The organism is Pontibacter actiniarum, from assembly GCF_003585765.1.
Lineage (GTDB): Bacteria > Bacteroidota > Bacteroidia > Cytophagales > Hymenobacteraceae > Pontibacter > Pontibacter actiniarum.
The window spans coordinates 1,115,475-1,137,710 of sequence record NZ_CP021235.1 but is presented as its reverse complement, the minus strand read 5'-3'; the positions used below and the strand labels follow the sequence as shown (position 1 = coordinate 1,137,710).

The window sequence follows — 22,236 nt, the reverse complement described above, 5'->3', positions numbered from 1 at the left end:
CCGCTGCACCAGTGCAGCGGCCCCGCCTTTTATACTTTATGCTGTAAGTAATCCTGCTGCTAGAGCAGGTCAAACAGGTTCTTTACGCCTATGTAACGTTCCTTGGTAAAGCCCTCCCCGTAGGTTGTGCCGATGGCATGCCCTAGCTCCAGTGCCCGCGCCTCCACAAAACGCAGAAACTCAGGCGACGAAATATAAGTGTTTGGCGAGGCATCATCCGGGTTGTAGAACTGAGATTTGAAAGCACGGATGGCCTCCATCTTCTTTTCCCAGTAAGGCGTCACGTCCACCACCAGGTCCGGTGTGATTAGGCGATCCTGAATGTAGTGGTACACAACTTTCGGTCGCCAGGCCTCCTGCTCACTCCCGTCCTCCTCCTTTGTTTTGATCATTTTAAGACCAGACTTGAAGCAGGACTCCGAAACAAGCTCCGATCCCCGCCCGTGGTCCGGATGCCTGTCATAAACGGCATTCATGATCACGATCTCCGGTTTATACTTGCGGATCTTCTCGATCACCATCAGCTGGTGCTCCCTATCGTTCTGGAAGAAGCCATCTGCCATGCCCAGGTTCTCGCGGGCACTCAGCCCCATGACCTCTGCGGCATCTTTTGCCTCCTGAATACGCCCTTCCGGCGTACCGCGCGTGCCAAGCTCCCCGGCCGTTAAGTCCACAATGCCCACCTTTTTACCGGCGGCCACATGCGCAATCAGCGTACCGGCACAGCCTAACTCTATGTCATCGGGGTGTGAAGCGAAGGCTAGTATATCTAATTTCATGGTTTTTAATGTATAAATTTACCTGATGCGCAACGACTTGCCCACTCTCAGGGTAGTGCGCGTGCTGATGCCGTTCAGGCGTGTTAACTGGCTTACCGATACGCCGTAGCGCTTGGCAATACCCGATAAAGTGTCGCCGCTGCGAACTTTGTGGTACGCGGCCCTGCGGCCACTGCTGCTGGTGCCGCTCCTGGCGCGGTTAGAGTAGTTGAAAACCGCCGCCGTTATCTGGTAGCTGTCGCCCTTAAGCAGGTAGTCCGGGAAATCGTAGAGGTTCTCCGGGTCCATCGGGTTTCCCTGGTAGCGCACCTCATAGTGCAGGTGCGGCCCGGAGCTCCTGCCCGTGCTACCACCTAAGCCAATCAGCTGCCCCGCCTTCACAAAGTCACCTGGCTTGGCGATGGGCTTGCTCATGTGGCCGTACAGGGTCTCTAAGCCGTTATAGTGGCGCACCACGATATAGTTGCCGTAGCCACCACCATCCCACTTATTAATCCGCACAACGCCATCAAAGGCTGCAACAATGCTATCTCCCGTGTCCAGGTCTATGTCGGTGCCATAGTGCCACCGGCCTCCCCTTGCACCAAAATGGCTGGTGATCGGTGTCTTGTCCAACGGCATTTTGTAGTCGCGGTTCTGCTTCGGGTCGTACAGCTTGATGTCTACCGTATCCTTTAACTGGCGGCCATCCATGCGGTATGGGTTAATGTTTCGGGTGTCCCAAATCGCATAGTAACCGGCAATCTTAATCCAGGTAGAGTCCACCAGCACTTCCTCGGACATCTCCACGATGTGCTGCTCCCCCAGGTCCAGCTCGGAGGTATCCTCGCTGACAATGGAGAGCTCCTTCTTAGGGTTGAAGTAAATAGACTGATCCGCGTCAGAATCTTCATCCGGGAAGTCCTCATACTTGATGAGGATGGTGGTGTCCGGACGGACGTACTGTATCTTCGGGGTCTTGACCTTGAAGAGGTCTTTTACTTTCCCCTGCCCAAAGGCTCCTCCGGCACACCACAGCATGCTAAAGAGAAACAGTACAAAAATAGAGGGTGCTTTATACTTTGACATTTGCATCAACAGATTGGCTGCGCTGCCTTACCACAGCACGTCATTCGCTAAATTAAACTGCAGCGCAGCCATTTTATTGTGATACAGCTAACAGCACAACCGCTAAGAAAGTGCATGCCAGTTGCTTATTTGCATTAAAGGTTAGTGCAATCCTTTAGAGGCCAGGTAACGCTCGGCATCCAATGCGGCCATACACCCGGAGCCAGCAGCCGTAACGGCCTGGCGGTAGGTAAAGTCCTGCACATCGCCGCAGGCAAACACCCCGTCGATGTTTGTTTTGGCAGTGCCCGGGATTGTGCGGATATAGCCGTTCTCATCCAGGTTGAGGTACTCAGCAAAGATATCAGAGTTAGGCTTATGGCCTATAGCCACAAAGAAGCCCTTCACCGGAATCTCGCGCATTTCTCCCGTCACCGCGTTCTTCACGCGTACAGCCTCCACGGTGTCTTCTCCCAGGATCTCGTCGGTTACCGTGTTCCACAGCACCTCGATGTTCTTGGTGTTCAGCACGCGCTCCTGCATAATGGTAGAGGCCCGCATCTCCTCGCGGCGCACCAGCATGTATACTTTGTTGCACAGGTTAGAGAGGTAAGTCGCTTCCTCGGCTGCGGTATCGCCGGCTCCTACAATCGCCACATCCTGGCCGCGGTAAAAGAAGCCGTCGCACACCGCGCAGGCAGACACGCCGTTGCCGTTTAGCCTGGACTCCGACTCCATGCCCAGCCACTTGGCAGAGGCGCCCGTGGAGATAATCACGGCATCTGCTTCAATCGTCTTCTGGTCGTCGATCACCACCTTGTGCGGCTGCGAAGAAAAGTCCACGGCCGTGGCAATTCCGTAGCGCACATCGGTGCCGAAACGCTCCGCCTGCTTCTTAAAGTCCTCCATCATCTCAGGCCCCATAACTCCCTCTGGGTAACCAGGATAGTTCTCTACATCGTTGGTGATTGTGAGCTGCCCGCCGGGCTGCAGGCCTTGGTATAGTATAGGATTAAGACCGGCTCTGGAGGCATAAATAGCCGCTGTGTAGCCAGCAGGCCCCGAGCCAATAATAAGGCATTTTACTTTTTCTATTTCCATTACTGCTTTGTCTAAAAGAAATTCGGTTGCAAGTATACAAAATTTCTGTGCCTCTGCCTGCATTGGGTGCGGCAAAAAGCCCAGGATTATACTTGGCAAACAAAAAGCCCCGGCTTTTGGCCAGGGCTTCCTGTTCTTTTTTTGTGCAACTAGCCCAGGTAAGGCTTCAGTGCTTTGCTTCTTGATGTATGGCGAAGTCTGCGGATCGCTTTCTCCTTAATCTGGCGCACACGCTCGCGCGTCAGGTTAAATTTCTCGCCAATTTCCTCCAACGTCAGGGAGTGCTCGCCGTTCAGGCCAAAGTACAGGGTGATTACGTCGGCCTCGCGCTTGGTAAGGGTAGACAGGGCGCGCTGCACCTCCTTGCGAAGGGAGTCGTTCATCAGGCCCATGTCCGGAGACTCTTCGTCTTCGTTCTCCAGCACATCCAGCAGGCGGTTCTCCTCGCCCTGCACAAACGGCGCATCCACCGACACGTGGCGACCGGATATCTTCAGCGTGTCCACTACCTCGGCAGTGGTCAGCTCCAATACTTCGGCGATTTCTTCCGGCGACGGCTCACGCTCAAACTTCTGCTCGAGCTCTGAGAATGATTTAGAGATCTTGTTCAGGGATCCTACACGATTCAGCGGCAGACGCACAATGCGCGATTGCTCGGCCAAAGCCTGTAGAATAGACTGACGGATCCACCATACGGCATATGAGATGAATTTAAAACCTCTTGTTTCATCGAATCGCTTGGCGGCTTTAATCAAACCCAGGTTCCCCTCGTTGATAAGGTCGCCTAGTGAAAGGCCCTGGTTCTGGTACTGCTTGGCCACCGATACCACAAATCGCAAGTTGGCTTTTGTTAACTTCTCAAGTGCAAACTGATCCCCCTCCTTAATTCTCTGTGCCAGCGACACCTCTTCATCTGGAGTAAGCAAATCAACTTTACCAATCTCCTGTAGATACTTATCCAGTGATTGGCTTTCACGGTTCGTTATCTGTTTGCTTATCTTGAGTTGTCTCATCAGAGTATATTGTTATTCAAAAAAATTGTGAAACTTAAAATTTGGCTCGGTGACTTAACATCAGAAAATCGCGCAAAGTTCTGACATCTTCGTAATAAAATCAAGATGCTCTCCTCTGGCGACTAAAGATAAAAAACTCTTGGTGCCTCCAAAGCCTGAGAGGCCGGCACCAAGAGTTGTATTTTAGCAGGTTACTGGTTCTGCTCTGCACCCGGCTTTGGCAGAATCGCCTTGCGGGACAGCTTGAACTTACCTGTTTTCTTATCTACGTCAATTAGCTTCACTTTTACTTCTTCGCCGATCTCCAGCACGCCTTCCATGTTCTCCAGGCGCTCGTGCTTGATCTCAGAGATGTGCAGCAGGCCGTCTTTGCCCGGCATGAACTCTACGAACGCGCCGTAAGGCTGGATAGACTTCACTTTACCGATGTACACTTCACCAATCTCAGGCTGAGCGGCAATGGCTTTGATCTTACCAACGGCCTGGTCCATAGACTCCTGGTTGCTGGCGAAGATGTTCACGTGGCCCTTCTCGTTTTTCTCCTCAATGATGATCGTAGCACCCGTGTCCTTTTGGATCTGCTGGATTACCTTACCACCCGGTCCGATAATGGCACCGATAAACTCTTTGTCGATCACGATGTTGAACGAGCGTGGTGTATGCGGCTTGTAGTCTGGGTTTGGAGAAGAAATGGTTTTAGACATTTCGTTCAGGATGTGCAGACGGCCGGCGTTAGCCTGCTGAAGCGCCTGGCTAAGTACCTCGTAAGACAAGCCCTGAACTTTGATGTCCATCTGGCAGGCAGTGATACCTTTGTTTGTGCCAGCTACTTTAAAGTCCATGTCACCCAAGTGGTCTTCATCACCCAGAATGTCAGACAGAACTGCAAACTTGCCAGTCTTTTCGTCTGTGATCAGACCCATCGCGATACCAGAAACGGCAGCCTTCACAGGCACACCAGCATCCATCAGGGCCAGGCTACCGGCGCAAACCGTTGCCATGGAAGAAGAACCGTTTGACTCCAGGATGTCAGAAACAATACGGATCGTGTACGGGTTCTCAGCCTCCGGCGGAAGCACTTTCTTCAGGGCACGCAATGCGAGGTTACCATGACCAACCTCGCGGCGGCCCGGGCCTCTGTTCGGTCTTACCTCGCCAGTAGAGAAGGCAGGGAAGTTATAGTGCAGCAGGAACTTGTTGGTTCCAGACACCATGGCGCTGTCGATCATCTGCTCGTCAAGCTTGGTGCCCAGCGTTACAGTAGTCAGCGACTGCGTTTCGCCACGGGTAAACACGGCTGAACCGTGTGTAGCCGGCAGGTAGTTCACCTCTGACCAGATCGGGCGAATCTCGTCCAGCTGACGGCCATCCAGACGCGTACGGTCTGAAAGGATCATGTTGCGAACGGCCTCTTTCTCCACGTCATGGTAATAGGTCTTGATCAGGCCCATGTCATACCCGTGCTCTTCGCCGAGAGAAGCAACAAACTCTTCCAGCACGGCGCCGAAGCCTTCTTTACGCTCTGATTTGTTGGCGCTGCCACGCTTGGCCACTGCATAGGCCTTCTCGTAGGTGGCGTCGTATACTTTCTGGCGCAGCTCGTCGTCGTGTGTCTCGTGGGAGTACACGCGCTTCTCGGTTTTGCCAACCATTTCTGCCAACTCGATCTGTGCCTGGCACTGTGCTTTGATAGCCTCGTGCGCGAACTGTATGGCCTCCAGCATTTCTGCCTCAGACACCTCGTTCATCTCGCCCTCTACCATTACAACGCTGTCGATAGAGGCACCTACCATCAGCTCAATATCGGCACGCTGGATGTCGCTTACGCTTGGGTTGATCACCAACTGGCCGTCAACACGCGCTACGCGTACTTCAGAGATTGGTCCGTTAAAAGGAATATCAGATACCGCCAGCGCCGCTGAGGCAGCCAAAGCAGCCAGGGCATCCGGCATGATCTCTGTATCAGCAGAGATCAGGTTTATAGTCATTTGGGTTTCTGCGTGGTAGTCAGACGGGAACAGCGGGCGCAGCACACGGTCCACCAGGCGCGAAACCAATACTTCATAGTCAGAAAGTCTCGCCTCTCTTCTAAGGAAGCCACCCGGGATTTTGCCTGAAGAGGCGAATTTCTCCTGGTAGTCAACTGAGAGCGGCAGGAAGTCAACCCCTTCGCGGGCTTCTTTGTTTGAAACAACAGCTGCCAATAGCATGGTGTTTCCCATTTTCACTACGACAGACCCGTCAGCCTGTTTGGCTAGTTTACCAGTTTCAATGGTTACCTCCCGGCCATCCGGAAGAAAAATAGTTTTACTAATCGCGTTGTAGGACATCTTCAATTATCGTTATCATCAAAAAAGGCAGGGTCACCCATTGCAACACTGCCGGTACTGGCAATTCAGAGGAAGGAAAGGGGAAGTGCTTAAAAAAAGATTAGGGAATCCCTGTATGAATTCCCTAACACAATAAGCTTATTTACGGATACCTAGCTCGCTAATGATAGCTCTGTATCTTTCAATATCATTTTTCTGGAGGTAGTTAAGAAGTCTTCTTCTCTTACCTACAAGTTTCAAAAGACCAAGACGTGTGCTAAAGTCTTTCTTGTGAGTTTTCAGGTGGTCGGTTAAGTCAGCGATGCGCTTTGTAAAAAGAGCGATCTGCGCTTCAGGAGAACCTGTGTCAGTCGTAGACTTGTTGAAACCGTGCTTTTCGAAAATCTCTTGTTTCGCTTCAGTGGTTAATCTCATTGCGTAAAAATATCAATCTGTTTTTATCTTGCAAAGCTTGCTATACAAGCCACAAAGGTATATAATTTACTTTTACAAAAAAAACTTTTATCGAATCTTTATATAGTGTTTCTACAGTTTATTCCGGCGGAGCCTGGCCATGAACTTGCGCCAGAAGTCCACCTCCAGCAGGCTGGAGTCGTTGCGGGCCTGGTACAGGAAAAACAGCCCGACCGGCAGGAGAATCATGTTGGCCGCCCACATGCCTATGCCAACCGACACAAGCCCCTCGCGCGCCCACTTCTCCCCTAGTATGGTCATCACGTACATAATGATGAAAAACACAATGGAGATTACCACCGGCACTCCCAGGCCGCCTTTCTTGATAATGGCCCCCAGTGGCGCCCCGATCAGGAACATGATGATAATCGAGGCAGACTGGGTAAACTTGCGCCAGATTTCCACCTCGTAGTTGTTGGCCTCGCGCCGTGTGGAGTGCACGCGCTCCACATAGCTGCTCGTAAAGCTCTTTATGTTGCGGGCCTTGTTGGTGGCCAGCAGCATGGTTTCGCTTGTCGGCTCGGGCAGCTTTCGCTCCACCTCCTTGCCCAGCAGGCGCTGGCCGTTTTTCACCTGCCCGGTATCGGCCTTAAAGTACATGTAAAACGGATCCACGTTAGGGGCATACATCTGCACCTCCCGTTTACCGTAGCGCTTGAGCGAGTCTGTCACCACGTTCAGTTCCTGGATGTTCTTCATCATCTTGTTGTCCGAGAAGAGCTCCTCGCGGGTACGGTCAAAGTTAAAGGAGGCCATGCTCAGCATCAGCTTGCTCTCATCAAACTCCTGCCGCACAAACTGCTCATTGGAGTTCCGGAAAGAAGCATTGTTCTGGTCCACGTAGGTGTTGCCGTCATACAGCTCCAGCACCAGGTAGGAGTCGTTGTGGTCCATGTACATCTCACCGGAGTCGGCAAGTATAACCGTGGTGTTGGTGCCTCCCTTGGTGTGGTCATAGATCATTACGTCGCGCAGGGTGCGCCCCTCGTTCATCTTTTCGTTTACCTTGATGCTATAGCCGGGAATGCCGTTGTAAAAGGCCCCCTCTTTAAAGTTCATAGCGGGTTTCTTCTGCCGAATATCCCAGAGCAGGCTGTAGGCTTTCAGGTTGGCCTTTGGCACCACGTAGTTGTTAAAGAAGAAAGCGCCCACCGTGATAAAGGACACCACGATCAGGACAGGGCGCAGAATGCGGGGCAGGGCAATGCCGGAGGTTTTGATGGCCGTCAGCTCATAGTGTTCCCCCAGAGAGCCAAAGGTCATGAGCGAAGACAGCAGCACAGCCAGTGGCAGGGCCACCGGCGCCATGTTGATGCTAAAGTAAAAGAGCAGTTCGCCGAACACCTCCGCCCCCAGGTCCTTCCCTACCAGCTCATCGAGGTACTTCAGCATGTACTGGGTGAGCAGGATAAACTCCACCACCGTAAAAGTTAACAGAAAAGGGCCGAAAAAAGCCCGGAGTATCAGCTTATCAAGTTTCTTCATGCGCAATAACGTGAGCGGCCGCATGTAACAGGCCGCTTTTAATCCGGTACAAACCAGCAATTATCATGCAAAGATAAGCAGTTAGTCCTGCAAACCTGCTACCCGCCTACTATTTCGCGCAGATTTTGCATCAGGTTGTCCCACAGCTCCTCCAGTTCCACTTCGTCGTCCTCGTCAGAGTAGTCCACCACTTTCAGGAACTGCTCCTGGGTAAGTTCGCTGCTCTCGATGGAAAGATCCACATACGGGGCATCCGTCACGTGGCGCTTGTCGTCGCTCAAAAACAGAAAGCGGATAGAGCGGTTGGTGCGGTGGCTGGTCACCTCTGCGAAGTGGCTGCGCCCGTCCCAGATAAAGTTCAGAATTTTGTTCTCGTCTACATTCACGTCGTCACAGAACCACTGCGACAGGCCGCTGGGTGTGCTTAGGTAAGGGTAAAGCAGCTTAGCGGAGGCGTTGATAGGGTACTCACGCACAAATTTCGTCTTCGTAGCTCTCGTCATAGTAAGTATGGTAAGTGTCTGAGTAAGTATAGTATTAATTCTTCACAAAACGTATATTTAGAAAATAAAATATTTTTTTTCTGAACGAAAGCTTGCATATCCAAAAATGAATCCGCTATATTTGCACCACAATTCGGCGGGGTAGCTCAGATGGTTAGAGCGCAGGATTCATAACCCTGAGGTCGGCAGTTCGATTCTGCTCCCCGCTACAAGGCCCTGGAAGCACTTCCAGGGCCTTTTCTTTTTAAGGTACCCCACTATCTTCTCCTCACCAGGCCGCCGTACTCAAAAGCTGTTTCTTTCATCAACCTTTTTCTCAGCCTTAGCCGGCACAGCACCAGGGGCAGAGGCATCACCTCTGCGGATGTGCGTCTCCCACCTTCCTCCAATAAGCAATGAAGAACTTTCTCTGTAGCTACCGAGCTCCTTTAGATAAGTAGTCTTGGGCAGCTCAGGTGCAGAGGCAAGAGACGATCCTCCCGCCGTTCTTCCTATAGAGCAACTGCCTTGATTTGAACAAAGCTTTACTCCCTGTGGAAAGTATAAAGCCTCAAGTAACCAAATGAAAAAGCCACACCTTGAGGGTGTGGCTTTTTCATTTGCTTTACTAGCCGCCGGTACGAGTTGCTACTATCTGCGCCCGTAATCTTTGTTAAAAGTAGGCTTATGCAGTGGCTTTACCTTGTGGCTTGCGTAAGCCGCACAGGCAGACTGCTGCTGGCAAGAGGCGCAAATAGCTACTATGAAGATTAGAAGGAAAAGTTTTGGTAAAAGTGTTTTCATTGTGAAGGTTGTTTGTTGTTTGATGAAGTATCTTGAATTGCCGGAAGAAGTGAAATAATCCCCATTAATCCCTCTTTCGAACATTACATTATGCAAATATATATGATTAAATATAAATATTTATTAAATACGCTAAATATTTTAACAACATAATACAAAGTACAATTTCAGGCTTTCCTCCTGCTGTTAATCATGCATTTGCCACCATATGTCAATATAAAATAATTTTTGCCATACTTATACCTGGGGTGCAACTGCGCAAAAGAAGTGAAGTAAGGAGGCAGATAAAGCCGCAAGAGCTAAGCCTGAACAGCGGGGCTGGAACGCTGCCTTACAGGCTGCAACACCCGCTTTGCAGGCGCTGCCCGCGATCTTAATATCTCCAAAGGCAAAGCTGCGTAGAAATCTAACTGAACCGAGAACAGCTAAAACAACTCTTAAACTATGAAGCAAGAACAGCAGTACCTTTGGTGGCAGTCTGGCATTATCTATCAAGTATACCCGCGCTCTTTCCAGGACTCTGACGGAGACGGCATCGGTGACCTGAAAGGCATTATCAAACGCCTCGATTACCTGAAGTGGCTCGGCGTCACAGCCGTGTGGGTGTCCCCCATCTACCCGTCTCCTATGGCCGACTACGGCTACGACATCTCTGATTACTGCGGCATCCATCCGCTATTCGGCACCATGGAAGATTTTGATGCGCTGCTGCAGGAGGTTCACAAGCGCGACATGAAACTGATCCTGGACCTGGTGCCCAACCATACTTCCAACGAGCACCCCTGGTTCCTGGAGTCCCGCTCCTCCCGCGACAACCCAAAGCGCGACTGGTACATCTGGGAAGACCCGGCAGAGCACGGCGGCGAACCCAACAACTGGCTGAGCGTGTTTGGCGGCAGCGGCTGGGAATGGGACGAAAAAACGGAGCAGTACTACTACCACGCCTTCTTGAAGGAGCAGCCTGACCTGAACTGGCGGAACCCGGAGGTGCAGCAGGCGATGTTTGACGTCATGCGCTTCTGGCTGGACAAAGGCGTAGACGGTTTCCGGGTGGATGTGATGTGGCACATGATAAAGGACAAAAAGCTTCGCGACAACCCGCCAAACCCCGACTATCAGCAGCACGAGTCTACTTATAACCAACTGATCCCGGCCTTCTCTACAGACCAGCCAGAGGTGCACGATATAGTGGCCATGATGCGCAGCGTGATGGACGAGTACGACGAGCGTGTGATGATCGGTGAGATTTACCTGCCTATCCACCGGTTGGTGTCCTACTATGGCCAGGACAACAGCGGCGCGCACCTCCCCTTCAACTTTATGCTGATCACGCTGGATTGGAACGCCCTCACCCTCAGCTCGCATATTGATGAGTACGAAGGAGCCCTGCCGAAGGGCGGCTGGCCAAACTGGGTGATCGGCAACCACGACAAGCCGCGAATCACCAGCCGGGTGGGCTACTCCCAGGCCAAAATAGCCGGCATGCTGCTGCTCACGCTCCGCGGCACCCCGACCCTGTACTACGGCGATGAACTGGGCATGCGCGATGTACCGATTCCGCCAGAAGAAGTGCAGGACCCGCAAGGCCTGAACATGCCCGACAAAGACCTGAGCCGCGACCCGGCGCGCACCCCGATGCAATGGGATAACAGCGCTAACGCAGGCTTTACCGACGGCAAGCCATGGCTGCGCCTGCCCACTAACTTCCGCCGCGTAAACGTGGAGGTACAAAAAGAAGACCAGTACTCCATGCTCACCTTTTACCACCGGCTCATTCACCTGCGCCAGCAAGAGGCTGCGCTCAATATAGGAGACTACGAGCCCGTGCTCACCAAAGCACCGCTGCTTGCCTTTGTCCGCAAAACGGAAGAAAAGCAGCTCCTGGTCATCCTAAACCTGAGCCACAAGCCCTGCACATTCAGGCCGCAGGGGCAGCGCTACAAAGGTACGGTGGTGCTGGCAACAGACCCGGAACGGGAAGAATCGACAGTTGAAGGCAACATTACCCTCTATGGCGATGAGGGAATACTAGTGGCTTTAGATTAACATACCATAGCAAGCGGTGCCCTACACCTACTTTATACTTAAAAGCAGGCGTAGGGCATCGTCTTAAAACACACTCCCACCCACACAAGCTTGCGCCTAAGCAACAGTGGCTTTCTGCGCAAGAGGCTTTCTTGTTTTTACCACTCGCTGCACAGCAGCTGGCTTAAAGCCCCCCACATTGGCCGCCAAGCTACTGCCTTTGAATAACCCGTCCGTTCGTGTTATACTTTACAAAGCACCAACTGGCTACCACAACAAAGAAGAAGGAACGATCAGGCTAACCTGCCTTAATAAACCAGGAGCACATCTGCCTTTCCCCTTGATGGTACTTCCAAAAGGAAAAGGGCAGAGAAAAGCACCTTTCATACTTTACGGCCATCCGAGCGAGGCTTTGTTAATGCCCCACAGCAGGAACACCAGCAAAACTCTTCGGCACCTGGCTTACATGGACTTGATCTGGTTTACCCGGAACCAACGGTAACCGTAGCCACTCAAGGCGATCCTGGTCGTGTCTTCCTGTGTGGGAGGATAATCGCTGTCGGTAAAAATATCGACGAACTGACGTGGATGCAGCACTTTGGAGGAAAGGGAAAATGTTGTTTTCTCGGCTGAAAGGTTGTGTGCGAAAACCAGTATGCTTTCCTGCCACTCCATGCAGTGCAGAAGCACCTGCGATTTATCTGTTTCCAGCAGCTTTACCTTGCCCCAGCCTATTTCGCGGCAGTGTTTGCGCGTACTGATCAGTTTCTTCATCCACTCCAGCAGCGAGTGCTGCTGCTGGTGCTGGTGCTGCACGTTTACCTTCTTATAGCTGAAGGGCCCTTTGCTCAGGGGCGGCCACACCACCTTGTCGCGCGGTGCATCGGAAAAGCCTCCGTTCTCCGCATCGTTCCACTGCATGGGCAGGCGCACGCTGCCCCGCCCCTCTTGCTCCAGGTCCTCTCCCATGCCTATTTCATCGCCGTACACCAGCAACGGAGAGCCCGGCATGGAGAAGAGCAGGCTGTAAACCATCTCCAGGTGAGCACGGTTGCCCTGAAGCATCGGAGCCAGCCTGCGCCGGATACCCCGACTGAAAATACGCATGTTCTCTTCCGGCGCAAACCTGTCAAACACTTCCTGCCGCTCGCTTGCCGACAGCCGCTCCAGGTCCAGCTCATCCAGGTTGCGCAGGAAATTGGCCCACTGGCAGTCCTCCGGCGGCAGCGGCCCTTTTAGCCAGTCGGCTATCGGCTTGGCCTCCTCGCGCGCAAGCGCCAGGAAAATTTGGTTATCAAGCAGAAAGTTAAACAGCATGTTCAGGCGATCGCCTTTGCCATAGTAGATTCCTACTTTGTCAGGCTCCACATCTGCCTCGGCCAGAAGTATGGTTTCTTTGCTCTTCTTGTTTACCGCCTGGCGCAGCTGCTTTAGAAACTGCGCCGGCCTCTTCAGCCTGGAGCCTTTCACCCCTTTGCCGTCCAGTATATGCGTGGCAGCATCCACCCGGAAACCATCCACGCCGAAGGAAAGCCAGAACTCAATGATCGACATGATCTCCCGCTGCACATCCTGGTTGGCGATGTTCAGGTCGGGCTGAAAGTCATAGAACAAGTGGTGGTAGTAAGCTCCCGCACTTTTCTCATATGCCCAGACACTACTCTCCTGGCCCGGGAATATGTTTTCCTTACTTTCCTTGGCCGGCTTATCCGGGCGCCACACATAATAGTTGAAGAACTTGGAACCCGGATCGGCACTGGCGGCCTGAAACCAGGGATGCTCGTTTGACGTGTGGTGGACAATCAGGTCAACCAGAATGCGGATGTTGCGCTCTTTCGCTGCCTTTACCAATTCGCTGAAGTCACTCAGGCGGCCCAGGCGGCTGTCGATGGAGTAGTAATCGCGGACATCGTAGCCGTTATCGCGGTTTGGGGTGGTATAAAAAGGCAGGATCCAGAGGCAGTCCACTCCCAGGTCGTTCAGGTAGTCCAGGCGGTTTATCAACCCCTGAAAGTCCCCCACTCCGTCGCCGTCCGAATCCTGAAAGCTTTCCACATCAATGGCATAGAAAACAGCGTCTTTGTACCATAACCTGTTCTCTGACTGTACTGCGTCGTTGTGCATGCTGTTGTTTAGTGCGTTAAAAGAAAGTGTCACCTGGTGTAGAAGACAACGCAAACCACCGTATTCAGGTTAAATTCAGGAACGCGCTCGCAGCTTCGGACGGCAAGGCCTGGAGAAAACAACATGAAGAAATTTACCCGTATCGTGCTACTGTTGCTTTCCCTCTGCTTTATAAGCGGCACGGCAGCGCAGGCCCAGCGTAAGGAGGTTAGCGCCGCGCACGCGGCCTGGGAAGCAGTATCCGGCACGTTCCGCATCTCCAGAAACCATGCGGTCTACACTGACCTGCACCACGTAGGCGGGCTTTTCACTGTAGCCAGAATCGGGTTGGTTCGGCATCTGCCGCACGGGGTAAGTGCCACGGCGGGCTACTCTTTTGCCTGGCTTACGGTGCCCGGCTCCGATTCTGATGCCCTGGAGCGGCATGAACACCGGCCCTGGCTACAAGCACTGGTGCCGGCAAAACTCGGGCAGCACCTCACCCTCTCCACCCGCCTACGCTACGACATGCGTTTTAAACAACGGGTAAAGCAGGCTGTTCTGCAGCCAAAGTATGATTTTAACCACCGGCTGCGCCTGCAGGAGTCGCTCCGCCTAAACCTGCCCTCGCTAAAGCTGGGTGAGGTGTTGCCCTACCTGTTCTTAAGCGAAGAAGTAATGCTAAATTTTGGGGAGAACATCACCCATAACACCTTTGACCAAAACCGCCTGGGACTGATGCTGGGGCTGGAGCGGCAAAGTATAAGATTGCAAGTTGGCTACATGAACCTGTTTGCACAATCAGCCTCTGTACAAAACAGGTATACCAACAACTACACGTATACAGCATGGCTGTTTTACACCCTGGATTTACAGAAAAAAGAGAAGCAGCGTGCCACTCAATAAGTAAAACGGCACCGGTACGCCTGCCGTGGCCCCCGGCATAAACCTGCCTTAGTTGGTGATTACTGTGTGGTGGTTATGATAGGCCAATCCGGCCTCTGGCACCAAGGCTGCGGGCTGTCGGCTAGGGGCTGCCACAGGGCTTAAAACAAGGGTTACACTCGCCAGCTGCTGCTTAAGGTGCTTATAGAGCGCGTGGAGCAGCAAGAGTACACCCGTGATTTCCATGGTCTCCTCCACCGTGGTTATAAGGGCGTACCCTAAATTGTCTAACCCAAAAGCATCCGCATAGTAGCCCCCGTAGAGCTCTACCCCCAAAGCCCCTCCGACATACACCACCGCTGCCAGCATCACCCTGAACCGCAGTTTGGAGTGTAGCGAAAGCAGGAACGGCAGGTAGTAAGCCCCCAAGGCTATTACTACGCCCGCACCCACAATCACCCAGGAGAAATAGAGTATACCTGTCAGATGAAAGTTGTCCCGCAGGGGGTAAATAAACATCTCGTGCAAACCTGCCGACTCATCCACCGACAAGTATAGGAACACCACCGACAACAGCCGCCACTGCCAGGTAAACTTGTCTTGCTCCCGCTGCTTCAGCAGGGACACCGCAAAAAGCAGAAGCGAGGACAGCAGCAGAATAAAGGACGAGAAGTAGGTGGGCACATTTCGCTCTGCGTCCAGCTCAAACTGCGGGATAATGCCCCAGGCGTTGGGATGGCCCGTGGTATACTTGCAGACGATCGCTATTACGTTCAGCACCACCAGTGCAGCGGCACACCAATACAACCCGCGGAGCAGGCTCTCGCCGGAAAGGCGGTAAGACAGGTTTGCTTTGGAAGTGGCTTTAGTGGGGCTCGGTTGGGCTTTTTGGGGAGTGCGCAGCGTTTGTTTCATACAGGCTGATATATAAATAGCATACTATTATATTATCCTTATATCCAAATACTGCACTTCTGGTTTCAATGATATAACATTTTATTAATATTAATTTAACATTCCGTAGCTAAAACAGCGGCGGCGGCCCCAGGTTACCCGGAGCCGCCGCTACTACTATCACTGTTAACTCGTTGTTAGGCTTTACTCTGCCATTTTTATCTCCAGCTCCTCGGCCTCCAGCATTAGCTCTTCCCACTGCTCCTGCTTCTTATCAAGCTTATTCTTGATGACTTCAAAATCCTGGGTGGCTTTCTGCAGCTTCTCCACGTCGCCGAACACCTCTGGGTCTGCCAGGTGCTTCTCCTGGGCGGCAAGCTGTTGCTCCAGCTGCTGCACTTCCTTCTCTACCTCGTTCACCTGCTTGTTCACCTGCTTCAGTTGGTTGCTGAGCTGCGTGAATTCGCTCTTCTCGCGGGGCTGCTTCTCTGCCTTGGGGGCCGGTGTGTTCGCGGTATCTTTTTTAACCTCCTTTTCGCGTTTCTCCTGCCAGGCCTCATACTCGTGGTAAGTACCCGGGTACTCTTTCAGCTGGTAATCCTCGATATACCAGATCTTGGTGGCCACATTCTCCACAAAGTAGCGGTCGTGGGAGATCACCACAAAGGTACCCTCGTACTGCTCCAGCGCCTGAATCAGGATGTTCACCGACTGCATGTCGAGGTGGTTGGTGGGCTCATCGAGCATCAGGAAGTTAGCTTCCGAGATCAGCGTCTTGGCCAGGGCCACGCGGCTTTTCTCCCCACCCGAGAGTACCTTGATCTTCTTGTACACTTCGTCCCCGGTGAACAGGAACGAGCCGAGCAGGGTCCGCAGCTCCACCTCCGTTTTACCGGAACCGGCCTGCTGCAGTTCGGTCAGCATGTCGTTCTCCACGTTCAGAGACTCCAGCTGGTGCTGCGCGTAGAAAGACAGGATAACATTGTGGCCCAGTTCGCGCTTTCCCTTCACAGGCTCTGTGCCGGCTATAATGCGCAACAGCGTAGACTTACCCTTACCGTTGGCCCCTACCAACGCAATCTTATCACCGCGCTCAATGTGCACATTCGTATCACGGAAGATAACCTTGTCGCCGTACGCTTTGCTCATGTGCTCCAGGCGCAGAATGTGGCGCCCTGGCTGGATGTTAAACTTAAAGCTAAAGTTAACCTTGGCCGCGTCAGGAGCCACATCATCAATGCGGTCCATGCGGTCCAGCATTTTCTGGCGGCTCTGCGCCTGCTTCGCCTTGGTGGCTTTCGCCTTAAACCGTTCGATGAAGCGCTCCGCCTGCTTTATCTGTGCCTGCTGATTTTCGTAGGCTCCCTTCTGAATCTCGTTGCGCAGGGCCTTCTCCTCTAAGTAGAAGCTATAGTTACCGGCGTATACGTTTAGCTTCGCACCGGATACCTCAACGGTCATGTTTGTGGTGCGGTCGAGAAACTCACGGTCGTGCGATACAATCACAACGGCCCCCTCGTAACGCTCTAAGTATGACTCCAGCCATTTAATGGAGGGCAGGTCCAGGTGGTTGGTCGGCTCATCGAGCAACAGCAGCGAGGGCTTCTGCAGCAGGATCTTTGCCAGCATCACGCGCATACGCCACCCGCCCGAGAAGGAGGCCAGCGGTTGCTGCAGCTCCTCTGTCGTAAAGCCAAGCCCCTCCAGAATCGCCTCGGCCTCGGCCTGCATGGTATAGCCGCCAAGGGCCTCGAAACGCTCCTGTAGCGTCGCCAGTTTATCTACCAGGTTATCATGAAAGTTATTCTCAAACGCTACCAGTACCTGATCTATCTGCTCCTGCAGGTGCACCGCCTCCCCAAAGGCCTGCATCGCCACCGACAGGATGCTTTCATGGGTCTCATAGCTCAGCAGGTCCTGGTTCAGGAACCCGATGGAGGTTTCCTTGCTCATCTGGATGCTGCCGCTGTCCGGGCTGTACTCGCCCACGATAAGGCGCAGCAAAGTGGATTTACCCGTACCGTTAAGCCCGATAAGGCCAATCTTATCCTTAGGTTTTATATGCAGGCTGGCATCCTCATACATGATGCGGCTGCCGAAGTGAAAGTTCAGGTTGTTAATGGAAATCATGTGCTCCGGTATACTTGAAAAGCAAAGGTACTTAATTTTACACGTGAGATGAAAACATACGTGCTGCCGAAAAGGTGCACCACCTGCCGAAGCAGCCCCAAAAGCCACCGGTCCGACCGGGCCAGCTTTCAGAGAAGCGGCTGAAGCACCAGCAACGGCTACCCGGGAACAGGTACAGTCACCAGCGGGACGTTTAGCGGGGTGCCCCCTCTCCGGCTTTGGCTGTATATGGCAACACGTGCACAGCGCATGCGGCTGGCCGTTCTGCTTTAAACAATTCAGCCGCGCTCTCGTTTAGATAATTTACGCTTCATGCTGTGGTAACTAACTGCGGCACATCAGATACCAAGAGCTGTACTATATGATCGCGATCACTTCGCTATTAGACAAGAAAACTTCAGAGCGTGTGTCAGAACTGACGGAGCACCTGGAGAAGAAATTCGGACTGAGTGGTGTTAAAATCACACCTTACCCGCACCTGACGCTGCTGACCGCCGAGGTTCCGGACATGGAGGAGCTAAAGCAGTACCTGGAGCAAATGTGCATGGAGTCTCAGAACTTTACCGTGCGCACCACCGGCCTTGGTGTTTTCCCGGGGCAAAACCCGGTTGTCTACATCCCGGTGCTTCGAACCCCTCCATTGAACCAACTGCACGGCCGCCTGCACCGCGATGTCTCTGAGATGAGCACAGAAATGGGGCTCTACTATAACCCGAACCTGTGGCTGCCGCACATTACGCTGGCGCTCGGCGACACCACTCCGGAGATCCTGGGCCCTCTGCTGTCGTTTCTTTGCAACTACAACTTTAATTGGGAGATAACGCTCGACAACCTGACCATTCTTCAAAAATGCGGGGAGTTCTTCCTGAAAGACGAGGAGTTCCGGTTTGGCAGGCGGGAGCTGATTTGCTAAGCCTGCCGCCCCTCCTTCCTTCTCTCCCCCCACATCGCCCTTTTTCGAAGCAACACGTGCAGAAAGTTGAACAGAAAAAGACGCTGCGCTCATCTTAAAGTACCATAGAGGCTGCTTCCTCCCCAACTTGCTTCCCTGCCAGTCCGGCCCCTGTTTTAGCAAGCTTCTCCGATTGAAAACTCCCGTAGAAACGCCGGAAACAAAGGCCGGCACTTGCGTTTGCTCCTCCTCATGCCTGCACCCAAGCTGTTTTTCCTAGCCCTCCTACGACAGGCGATAGCTTCTAACTACAATTTTAATCTCATTTTAATATAAATTAAAATAAATTATAGCCAACAACGTTGAAATTATCCTCGTTCTTCTGGCAAAATGGCCCTTACGTATGGCAGTGTCTTTTTAGCGTTATACACGCCCCTGCCCATCCAGCCACATGCAATACAAAGCAAACACCAAATCAAAAACCATCAGACATGAACGAAGAAGAAAACAGCAGCAGCCAAATGAGAAAAACAAAGCCACAGGTGGATGAGCACAGCAAAGACCGGCAGCTCGAGAGCTTCCGTGAGAACCCGCAGGACCAGTACATGACCACTGACCAAGGGGTACGGATAAACCACACAGATGACTCGCTCAAAGCCGGCTCACGCGGCCCGCTGGTGATGGAGGATTTCCACTTCCGCGAAAAGATGACGCACTTCGACCATGAGTCCATACCGGAGCGCGTAGTGCATGCCAGAGGCTCAGGGGCCCACGGATATTTCCAGCCTTACAATGACTCTATGAAGGAATACACAAAGGCTAAGTTTCTAACGGACCCCAGTTCTAAAACCCCTGTATTTGTGCGCTTCTCCACTGTTGTAGGTTCCAGGGGCTCAGCTGATACAGTGCGCGATGTGAGGGGCTTTGCAACTAAGTTTTACACGGAGGAGGGAAACTATGACCTGGTTGGCAACAACATTCCGGTGTTCTTTATACAGGATGCCAATAAGTTCGCGGACCTGGTACATTCCATTAAGCCTGACCCGGATAACGAGATACCGCAGGCATCGGCCGCACACGATACCTTTTGGGATTTTGCGTCCCTGATGCCTGAGATAAACCACATGATTATGTGGGTGCTCTCTGACCGGGCTATCCCTCGCAGCTTCCGGATGATGGACGGGTTTGGTGTCCATACGTTTCGCTTCATTAACGAGGCAGGCAAGTCCCGCTTTGTTAAGTTTCACTGGCGCCCGATGCTTGGGGCACACTCACTGGTGTGGGACGAGGCGCAGAAACTGGCAGGCAAGGACCCGGACTGGCTACGCCGCGACTTGTGGGACGCCATAGAGATGGGCGACTACCCAGAGTTTGAGCTAAGCGTACAAATTGTAGAGGAAGAAGACGAGTTCAAGTTTGACTTTGACCTGCTGGATGCGACGAAGATAATACCGGAGGAGTTGGTACCGCGCAAGCCGATCGGTAAAATGGTATTGAACCGCAACCCGGATAACTTCTTTGCAGAGACAGAACAAGTAGCGTTTCACCCGGGCAACCTGGTGCCGGGCATCGATGTAACCAATGACCCTCTGCTGCAGGGCCGCCTGTTCTCCTACATCGACACGCAGATTAACCGCTTTAGTAGTGCAAACTTTGGAGAAGTGCCTATAAACCGCCCCGTTACCACCGTGCACAACCACCAGGGAGCCGGATTTATGCGCCAGACCATTAACAAAGGCAAAGCGAACTACTGGCCAAACTCTATCGGCGGCGGCTGCCCCATGATGGCTCCTGAAAACCAGGGCGCCTTTGTACACCACATGGAACGGGTAGAGGGCCATAAGATACGGGCGCGCAGCGAGAGCTTTAACGACCACTACAGCCAGGCAACCCTCTTCTGGAACTCCATGACGGCCACCGAGAAGAAGCATATCATCAAAGCGGCACATTTTGAGCTAGGCAAAGTAGAGTCAGAAGAGATCAGAAGGCGCATGGTAGGCCATTTCTCAAAAGTATCCAAAGAGCTTGCCCAGAAGGTAGCAGAAGGAATTGGAGTGGATGTCCCGGAGAACTTTAACCAGGAATCGACGGGCCACTATGAAGCCAACGAGGCTTCCCAAAAAATGAAAAAAGGCCAATCAGTCAAGGAATCCCCGGCGGTAAGTATGGAGCGCAACAAGGTGGAGACCGCCACATCCAGGCAGGTGGCCATCCTCCTGGAAGACGGGTTCGACTGCAACGAGCTGACACAGGTTAGGCAAGCACTTATGGAGGCCGGCGCGCATGCAAAAATAGTCTCCAAACTGCTAGGCATGCGCAAAGCCAGCACCGGAGAGGAAGTGAAAGTAGATAAAAGCCACCTTACCACAGGCTCCATTATGTATGATGCCATCTACGTACCTGACGGTGAGAAGAGCATACAAGCCATGATGAAAGAGGGAGATGCACTGCATTTCTTAAACGAGGCATTTAAACACTGCAAGACAATCGCCACCTCAGGGCACGGCATAGCCCTGCTCGAAAAGTCCGGTATAGCCGGGGTTAGCTACGCCGGCAGCACCTCTCGCACAGTAAAAGATGACGAAGGGGTTATAACTGCCGGTAACGACGCGGACGCAGATGAGTTTGCCGACGCGTTTATCGCAGCCATTAAGAAGCACCGCCACTGGGGCCGGGAAGAAAAGTCGATGGTGCCGGCGTAACGCTTAAGTGAAATCAAAAGAAAAGGGCTGCAATATTCTGCAGCCCTTTTGTATGCTTGGCTCCCTAAGGAGAATGATACTTACATATCCAGCACAATCGCGAAAACAAGCGGTGCCACAATGGTAGCATCCGACTCGATCATGTACTTCGGCGTATCTTTCCCTAGTTTACCCCACGTGATTTTCTCATTTGGCACTGCACCGGAGTAAGAACCGTAGCTGGTAGTTGAGTCAGAGATCTGTGCAAAATAGCCCCAAAGCGGCACCCCTTCGCGCTGAAGATCCTGGTGCAGCATCGGCACCACGCAGATTGGGAAGTCACCGGCAATACCACCGCCAACCTGGAAGAAGCCGATAGTAGACTCTTCTTTGGCAGTTTGCGTGTACCACTCGGCCAGCTCCATCATGTACTGGATACCGGTTTTCATGGTATGCACATTCTTGATGTCACCGCTGATCACGTGGCCAGCATAAATGTTACCTAGCGTAGAGTCTTCCCAGCCCGGGCAGATGATTGGCAGGTTCTTTTTGGCAGCCTCCAGCATCCAGCTGTTCTTCGGGTCGATCTGGTAATACTGCTCCAGGTCACCTGACAACAGCATCTGGTAGAAAAACTCATGCGGGAAGTATGATTCCCCTGCTTTGTCCGCTTTTTCCCAGTACTTCAGCACCACATGCTCCAAGCGGCGCATGGCTTCCTCTTCCGGAATACAAGTGTCTGTTACACGGTTCAGGTGGCGGCTCAGCAGTTCTTCCTCATCAGCGGCAGAAAGCTCGCGGTAATGCGGCACGCGCTCATAGAAATCATGCGCCACCAGGTTGAAGATATCCTCTTCCAGGTTAGCCCCTGTACAAGAAATGGCGTGTACCTTGTCCTGGCGGATCATCTCAGCCAGAATGATGCCCAGTTCAGCCGTAGACATGGCGCCAGCCAGCGTCACGAGCATCTTACCACCGTTGTTCAGGTGCGTTTTATACCCTTCCGCAGCATCAATCAGAGAGGCTGCGTTAAAATGCTTGTAGTGTTTCTTTAAAAAATCTGTTACCTGCATAGTTGATTTGTTTGTCCCAGTCACTGCCCCGTCTGGCAGTTTGGCTTGGCAATTTATTA

General features: G+C 52.6%; 16 protein-coding genes and 1 tRNA gene. 5 read left to right on the top strand and 12 right to left on the bottom strand.

Annotated features, from left to right (window positions below):
• Positions 1 to 59 precede the first annotated feature (59 nt).
• The 8 genes from bshB1 to CA264_RS04880 all read right to left on the bottom strand — a co-directional run bounded on the left by bshB1 (position 60) and on the right by CA264_RS04880 (position 8,711).
• Entirely contained in the window at positions 60 to 779 is a 720-nt protein-coding gene (bshB1, locus tag CA264_RS04915) for a bacillithiol biosynthesis deacetylase BshB1 (protein ID WP_025605102.1), read from the bottom strand.
• Positions 780 to 797: 18 nt separating this feature from the next.
• The gene (locus tag CA264_RS04910; protein WP_025605100.1) at positions 798 to 1,847 is read right to left on the bottom strand and encodes a M23 family metallopeptidase; all 1,050 of its coding nucleotides are present in this window, start codon (positions 1,845 to 1,847) and stop codon (positions 798 to 800) included.
• Positions 1,848 to 1,988: 141 nt separating this feature from the next.
• Positions 1,989 to 2,927: a thioredoxin-disulfide reductase gene (gene trxB, locus CA264_RS04905; RefSeq protein WP_025605098.1), complete on the bottom strand. Its 939-nt coding sequence runs from the start codon at positions 2,925 to 2,927 to the stop codon at positions 1,989 to 1,991.
• Positions 2,928 to 3,076: 149 nt separating this feature from the next.
• A complete protein-coding gene (locus CA264_RS04900) occupies positions 3,077 to 3,940 on the bottom strand; it encodes a sigma-70 family RNA polymerase sigma factor (RefSeq protein WP_025605096.1) in 864 nt (287 codons plus the stop codon).
• Between the two features lie 191 nt (positions 3,941 to 4,131).
• Positions 4,132 to 6,270, bottom strand: a complete 2,139-nt coding sequence (gene pnp / locus CA264_RS04895; RefSeq protein ID WP_025605094.1) for a polyribonucleotide nucleotidyltransferase — start codon at positions 6,268 to 6,270, stop codon at positions 4,132 to 4,134.
• 138 nt (positions 6,271 to 6,408) lie between these two features.
• Positions 6,409 to 6,684 carry a 30S ribosomal protein S15 gene (rpsO, locus tag CA264_RS04890; protein ID WP_025605092.1) on the bottom strand — a complete coding sequence of 92 codons (276 nt, stop codon included), beginning with the start codon at positions 6,682 to 6,684 and terminating at the stop codon, positions 6,409 to 6,411.
• Between the two features lie 111 nt (positions 6,685 to 6,795).
• On the bottom strand, positions 6,796 to 8,208 hold the full coding sequence (locus CA264_RS04885) for an LptF/LptG family permease (protein ID WP_025605090.1): 1,413 nt from the start codon (positions 8,206 to 8,208) through the stop codon (positions 6,796 to 6,798).
• 98 nt (positions 8,209 to 8,306) lie between these two features.
• Positions 8,307 to 8,711, bottom strand: a complete 405-nt coding sequence (locus CA264_RS04880; protein WP_025605088.1) for an START-like domain-containing protein — start codon at positions 8,709 to 8,711, stop codon at positions 8,307 to 8,309.
• A 135-nt stretch (positions 8,712 to 8,846) separates the two neighbouring features.
• Between CA264_RS04880 and CA264_RS04875 the strand changes: the two genes are divergently transcribed.
• Together CA264_RS04875 and CA264_RS04870 are read left to right on the top strand one after the other, a co-directional pair.
• Positions 8,847 to 8,920, top strand: a tRNA-Met gene (locus CA264_RS04875).
• A 1,018-nt stretch (positions 8,921 to 9,938) separates the two neighbouring features.
• On the top strand, positions 9,939 to 11,540 hold the full coding sequence (locus CA264_RS04870) for an alpha-amylase family glycosyl hydrolase (RefSeq protein WP_025605086.1): 1,602 nt from the start codon (positions 9,939 to 9,941) through the stop codon (positions 11,538 to 11,540).
• Positions 11,541 to 11,981: 441 nt separating this feature from the next.
• Here the strand turns inward: CA264_RS04870 and CA264_RS04865 are convergent, their stop codons facing one another.
• The gene (locus CA264_RS04865) at positions 11,982 to 13,643 is read right to left on the bottom strand and encodes an alpha-amylase family protein (protein WP_025605084.1); all 1,662 of its coding nucleotides are present in this window, start codon (positions 13,641 to 13,643) and stop codon (positions 11,982 to 11,984) included.
• 123 nt (positions 13,644 to 13,766) lie between these two features.
• Between CA264_RS04865 and CA264_RS04860 the strand changes: the two genes are divergently transcribed.
• Positions 13,767 to 14,528, top strand: coding sequence for a DUF2490 domain-containing protein (locus tag CA264_RS04860; protein WP_025605082.1), 762 nt, complete (start codon positions 13,767 to 13,769; stop codon positions 14,526 to 14,528).
• A 48-nt stretch (positions 14,529 to 14,576) separates the two neighbouring features.
• On the opposite strand, the gene CA264_RS04855 is transcribed toward CA264_RS04860, so the two are convergent.
• On the bottom strand, positions 14,577 to 15,422 hold the full coding sequence (locus CA264_RS04855) for a hypothetical protein (RefSeq protein ID WP_025605080.1): 846 nt from the start codon (positions 15,420 to 15,422) through the stop codon (positions 14,577 to 14,579).
• Between the two features lie 183 nt (positions 15,423 to 15,605).
• A complete protein-coding gene (locus CA264_RS04850; protein WP_025605078.1) occupies positions 15,606 to 17,531 on the bottom strand; it encodes an ABC-F family ATP-binding cassette domain-containing protein in 1,926 nt (641 codons plus the stop codon).
• Between the two features lie 361 nt (positions 17,532 to 17,892).
• On the opposite strand from CA264_RS04850, the gene CA264_RS04845 reads away from it, so the two are divergent.
• Both CA264_RS04845 and CA264_RS04840 read left to right on the top strand, forming a co-directional pair.
• Positions 17,893 to 18,444 carry a 2'-5' RNA ligase family protein gene (locus CA264_RS04845; RefSeq protein WP_025605076.1) on the top strand — a complete coding sequence of 184 codons (552 nt, stop codon included), beginning with the start codon at positions 17,893 to 17,895 and terminating at the stop codon, positions 18,442 to 18,444.
• A gap of 470 nt (positions 18,445 to 18,914) precedes the next feature.
• Positions 18,915 to 21,125: a catalase gene (locus CA264_RS04840; RefSeq protein WP_025605074.1), complete on the top strand. Its 2,211-nt coding sequence runs from the start codon at positions 18,915 to 18,917 to the stop codon at positions 21,123 to 21,125.
• 80 nt (positions 21,126 to 21,205) lie between these two features.
• On the opposite strand, the gene CA264_RS04835 is transcribed toward CA264_RS04840, so the two are convergent.
• On the bottom strand, positions 21,206 to 22,177 hold the full coding sequence (locus tag CA264_RS04835; protein ID WP_025605073.1) for a deoxyhypusine synthase family protein: 972 nt from the start codon (positions 22,175 to 22,177) through the stop codon (positions 21,206 to 21,208).
• Positions 22,178 to 22,236 lie beyond the last annotated feature (59 nt).

Coding starts and splice junctions, on each gene's coding strand:
- CA264_RS04880 (WP_025605088.1), bottom strand. CDS start 8,711: ATGACGAGAGCTACGAAGACGAAATTTGTGCGTGAGTACCCTATCAAC.
- CA264_RS04885 (WP_025605090.1), bottom strand. CDS start 8,208: ATGAAGAAACTTGATAAGCTGATACTCCGGGCTTTTTTCGGCCCTTTT.
- trxB (WP_025605098.1), bottom strand. CDS start 2,927: ATGGAAATAGAAAAAGTAAAATGCCTTATTATTGGCTCGGGGCCTGCT.
- CA264_RS04910 (WP_025605100.1), bottom strand. CDS start 1,847: ATGTCAAAGTATAAAGCACCCTCTATTTTTGTACTGTTTCTCTTTAGC.
- CA264_RS04850 (WP_025605078.1), bottom strand. CDS start 17,531: ATGATTTCCATTAACAACCTGAACTTTCACTTCGGCAGCCGCATCATG.
- CA264_RS04855 (WP_025605080.1), bottom strand. CDS start 15,422: ATGAAACAAACGCTGCGCACTCCCCAAAAAGCCCAACCGAGCCCCACT.
- CA264_RS04845 (WP_025605076.1), top strand. CDS start 17,893: ATGATCGCGATCACTTCGCTATTAGACAAGAAAACTTCAGAGCGTGTG.
- bshB1 (WP_025605102.1), bottom strand. CDS start 779: ATGAAATTAGATATACTAGCCTTCGCTTCACACCCCGATGACATAGAG.
- CA264_RS04840 (WP_025605074.1), top strand. CDS start 18,915: ATGAACGAAGAAGAAAACAGCAGCAGCCAAATGAGAAAAACAAAGCCA.
- CA264_RS04860 (WP_025605082.1), top strand. CDS start 13,767: ATGAAGAAATTTACCCGTATCGTGCTACTGTTGCTTTCCCTCTGCTTT.
- pnp (WP_025605094.1), bottom strand. CDS start 6,270: ATGTCCTACAACGCGATTAGTAAAACTATTTTTCTTCCGGATGGCCGG.
- CA264_RS04900 (WP_025605096.1), bottom strand. CDS start 3,940: ATGAGACAACTCAAGATAAGCAAACAGATAACGAACCGTGAAAGCCAA.
- CA264_RS04870 (WP_025605086.1), top strand. CDS start 9,939: ATGAAGCAAGAACAGCAGTACCTTTGGTGGCAGTCTGGCATTATCTAT.
- rpsO (WP_025605092.1), bottom strand. CDS start 6,684: ATGAGATTAACCACTGAAGCGAAACAAGAGATTTTCGAAAAGCACGGT.
- CA264_RS04835 (WP_025605073.1), bottom strand. CDS start 22,177: ATGCAGGTAACAGATTTTTTAAAGAAACACTACAAGCATTTTAACGCA.
- CA264_RS04865 (WP_025605084.1), bottom strand. CDS start 13,643: ATGCACAACGACGCAGTACAGTCAGAGAACAGGTTATGGTACAAAGAC.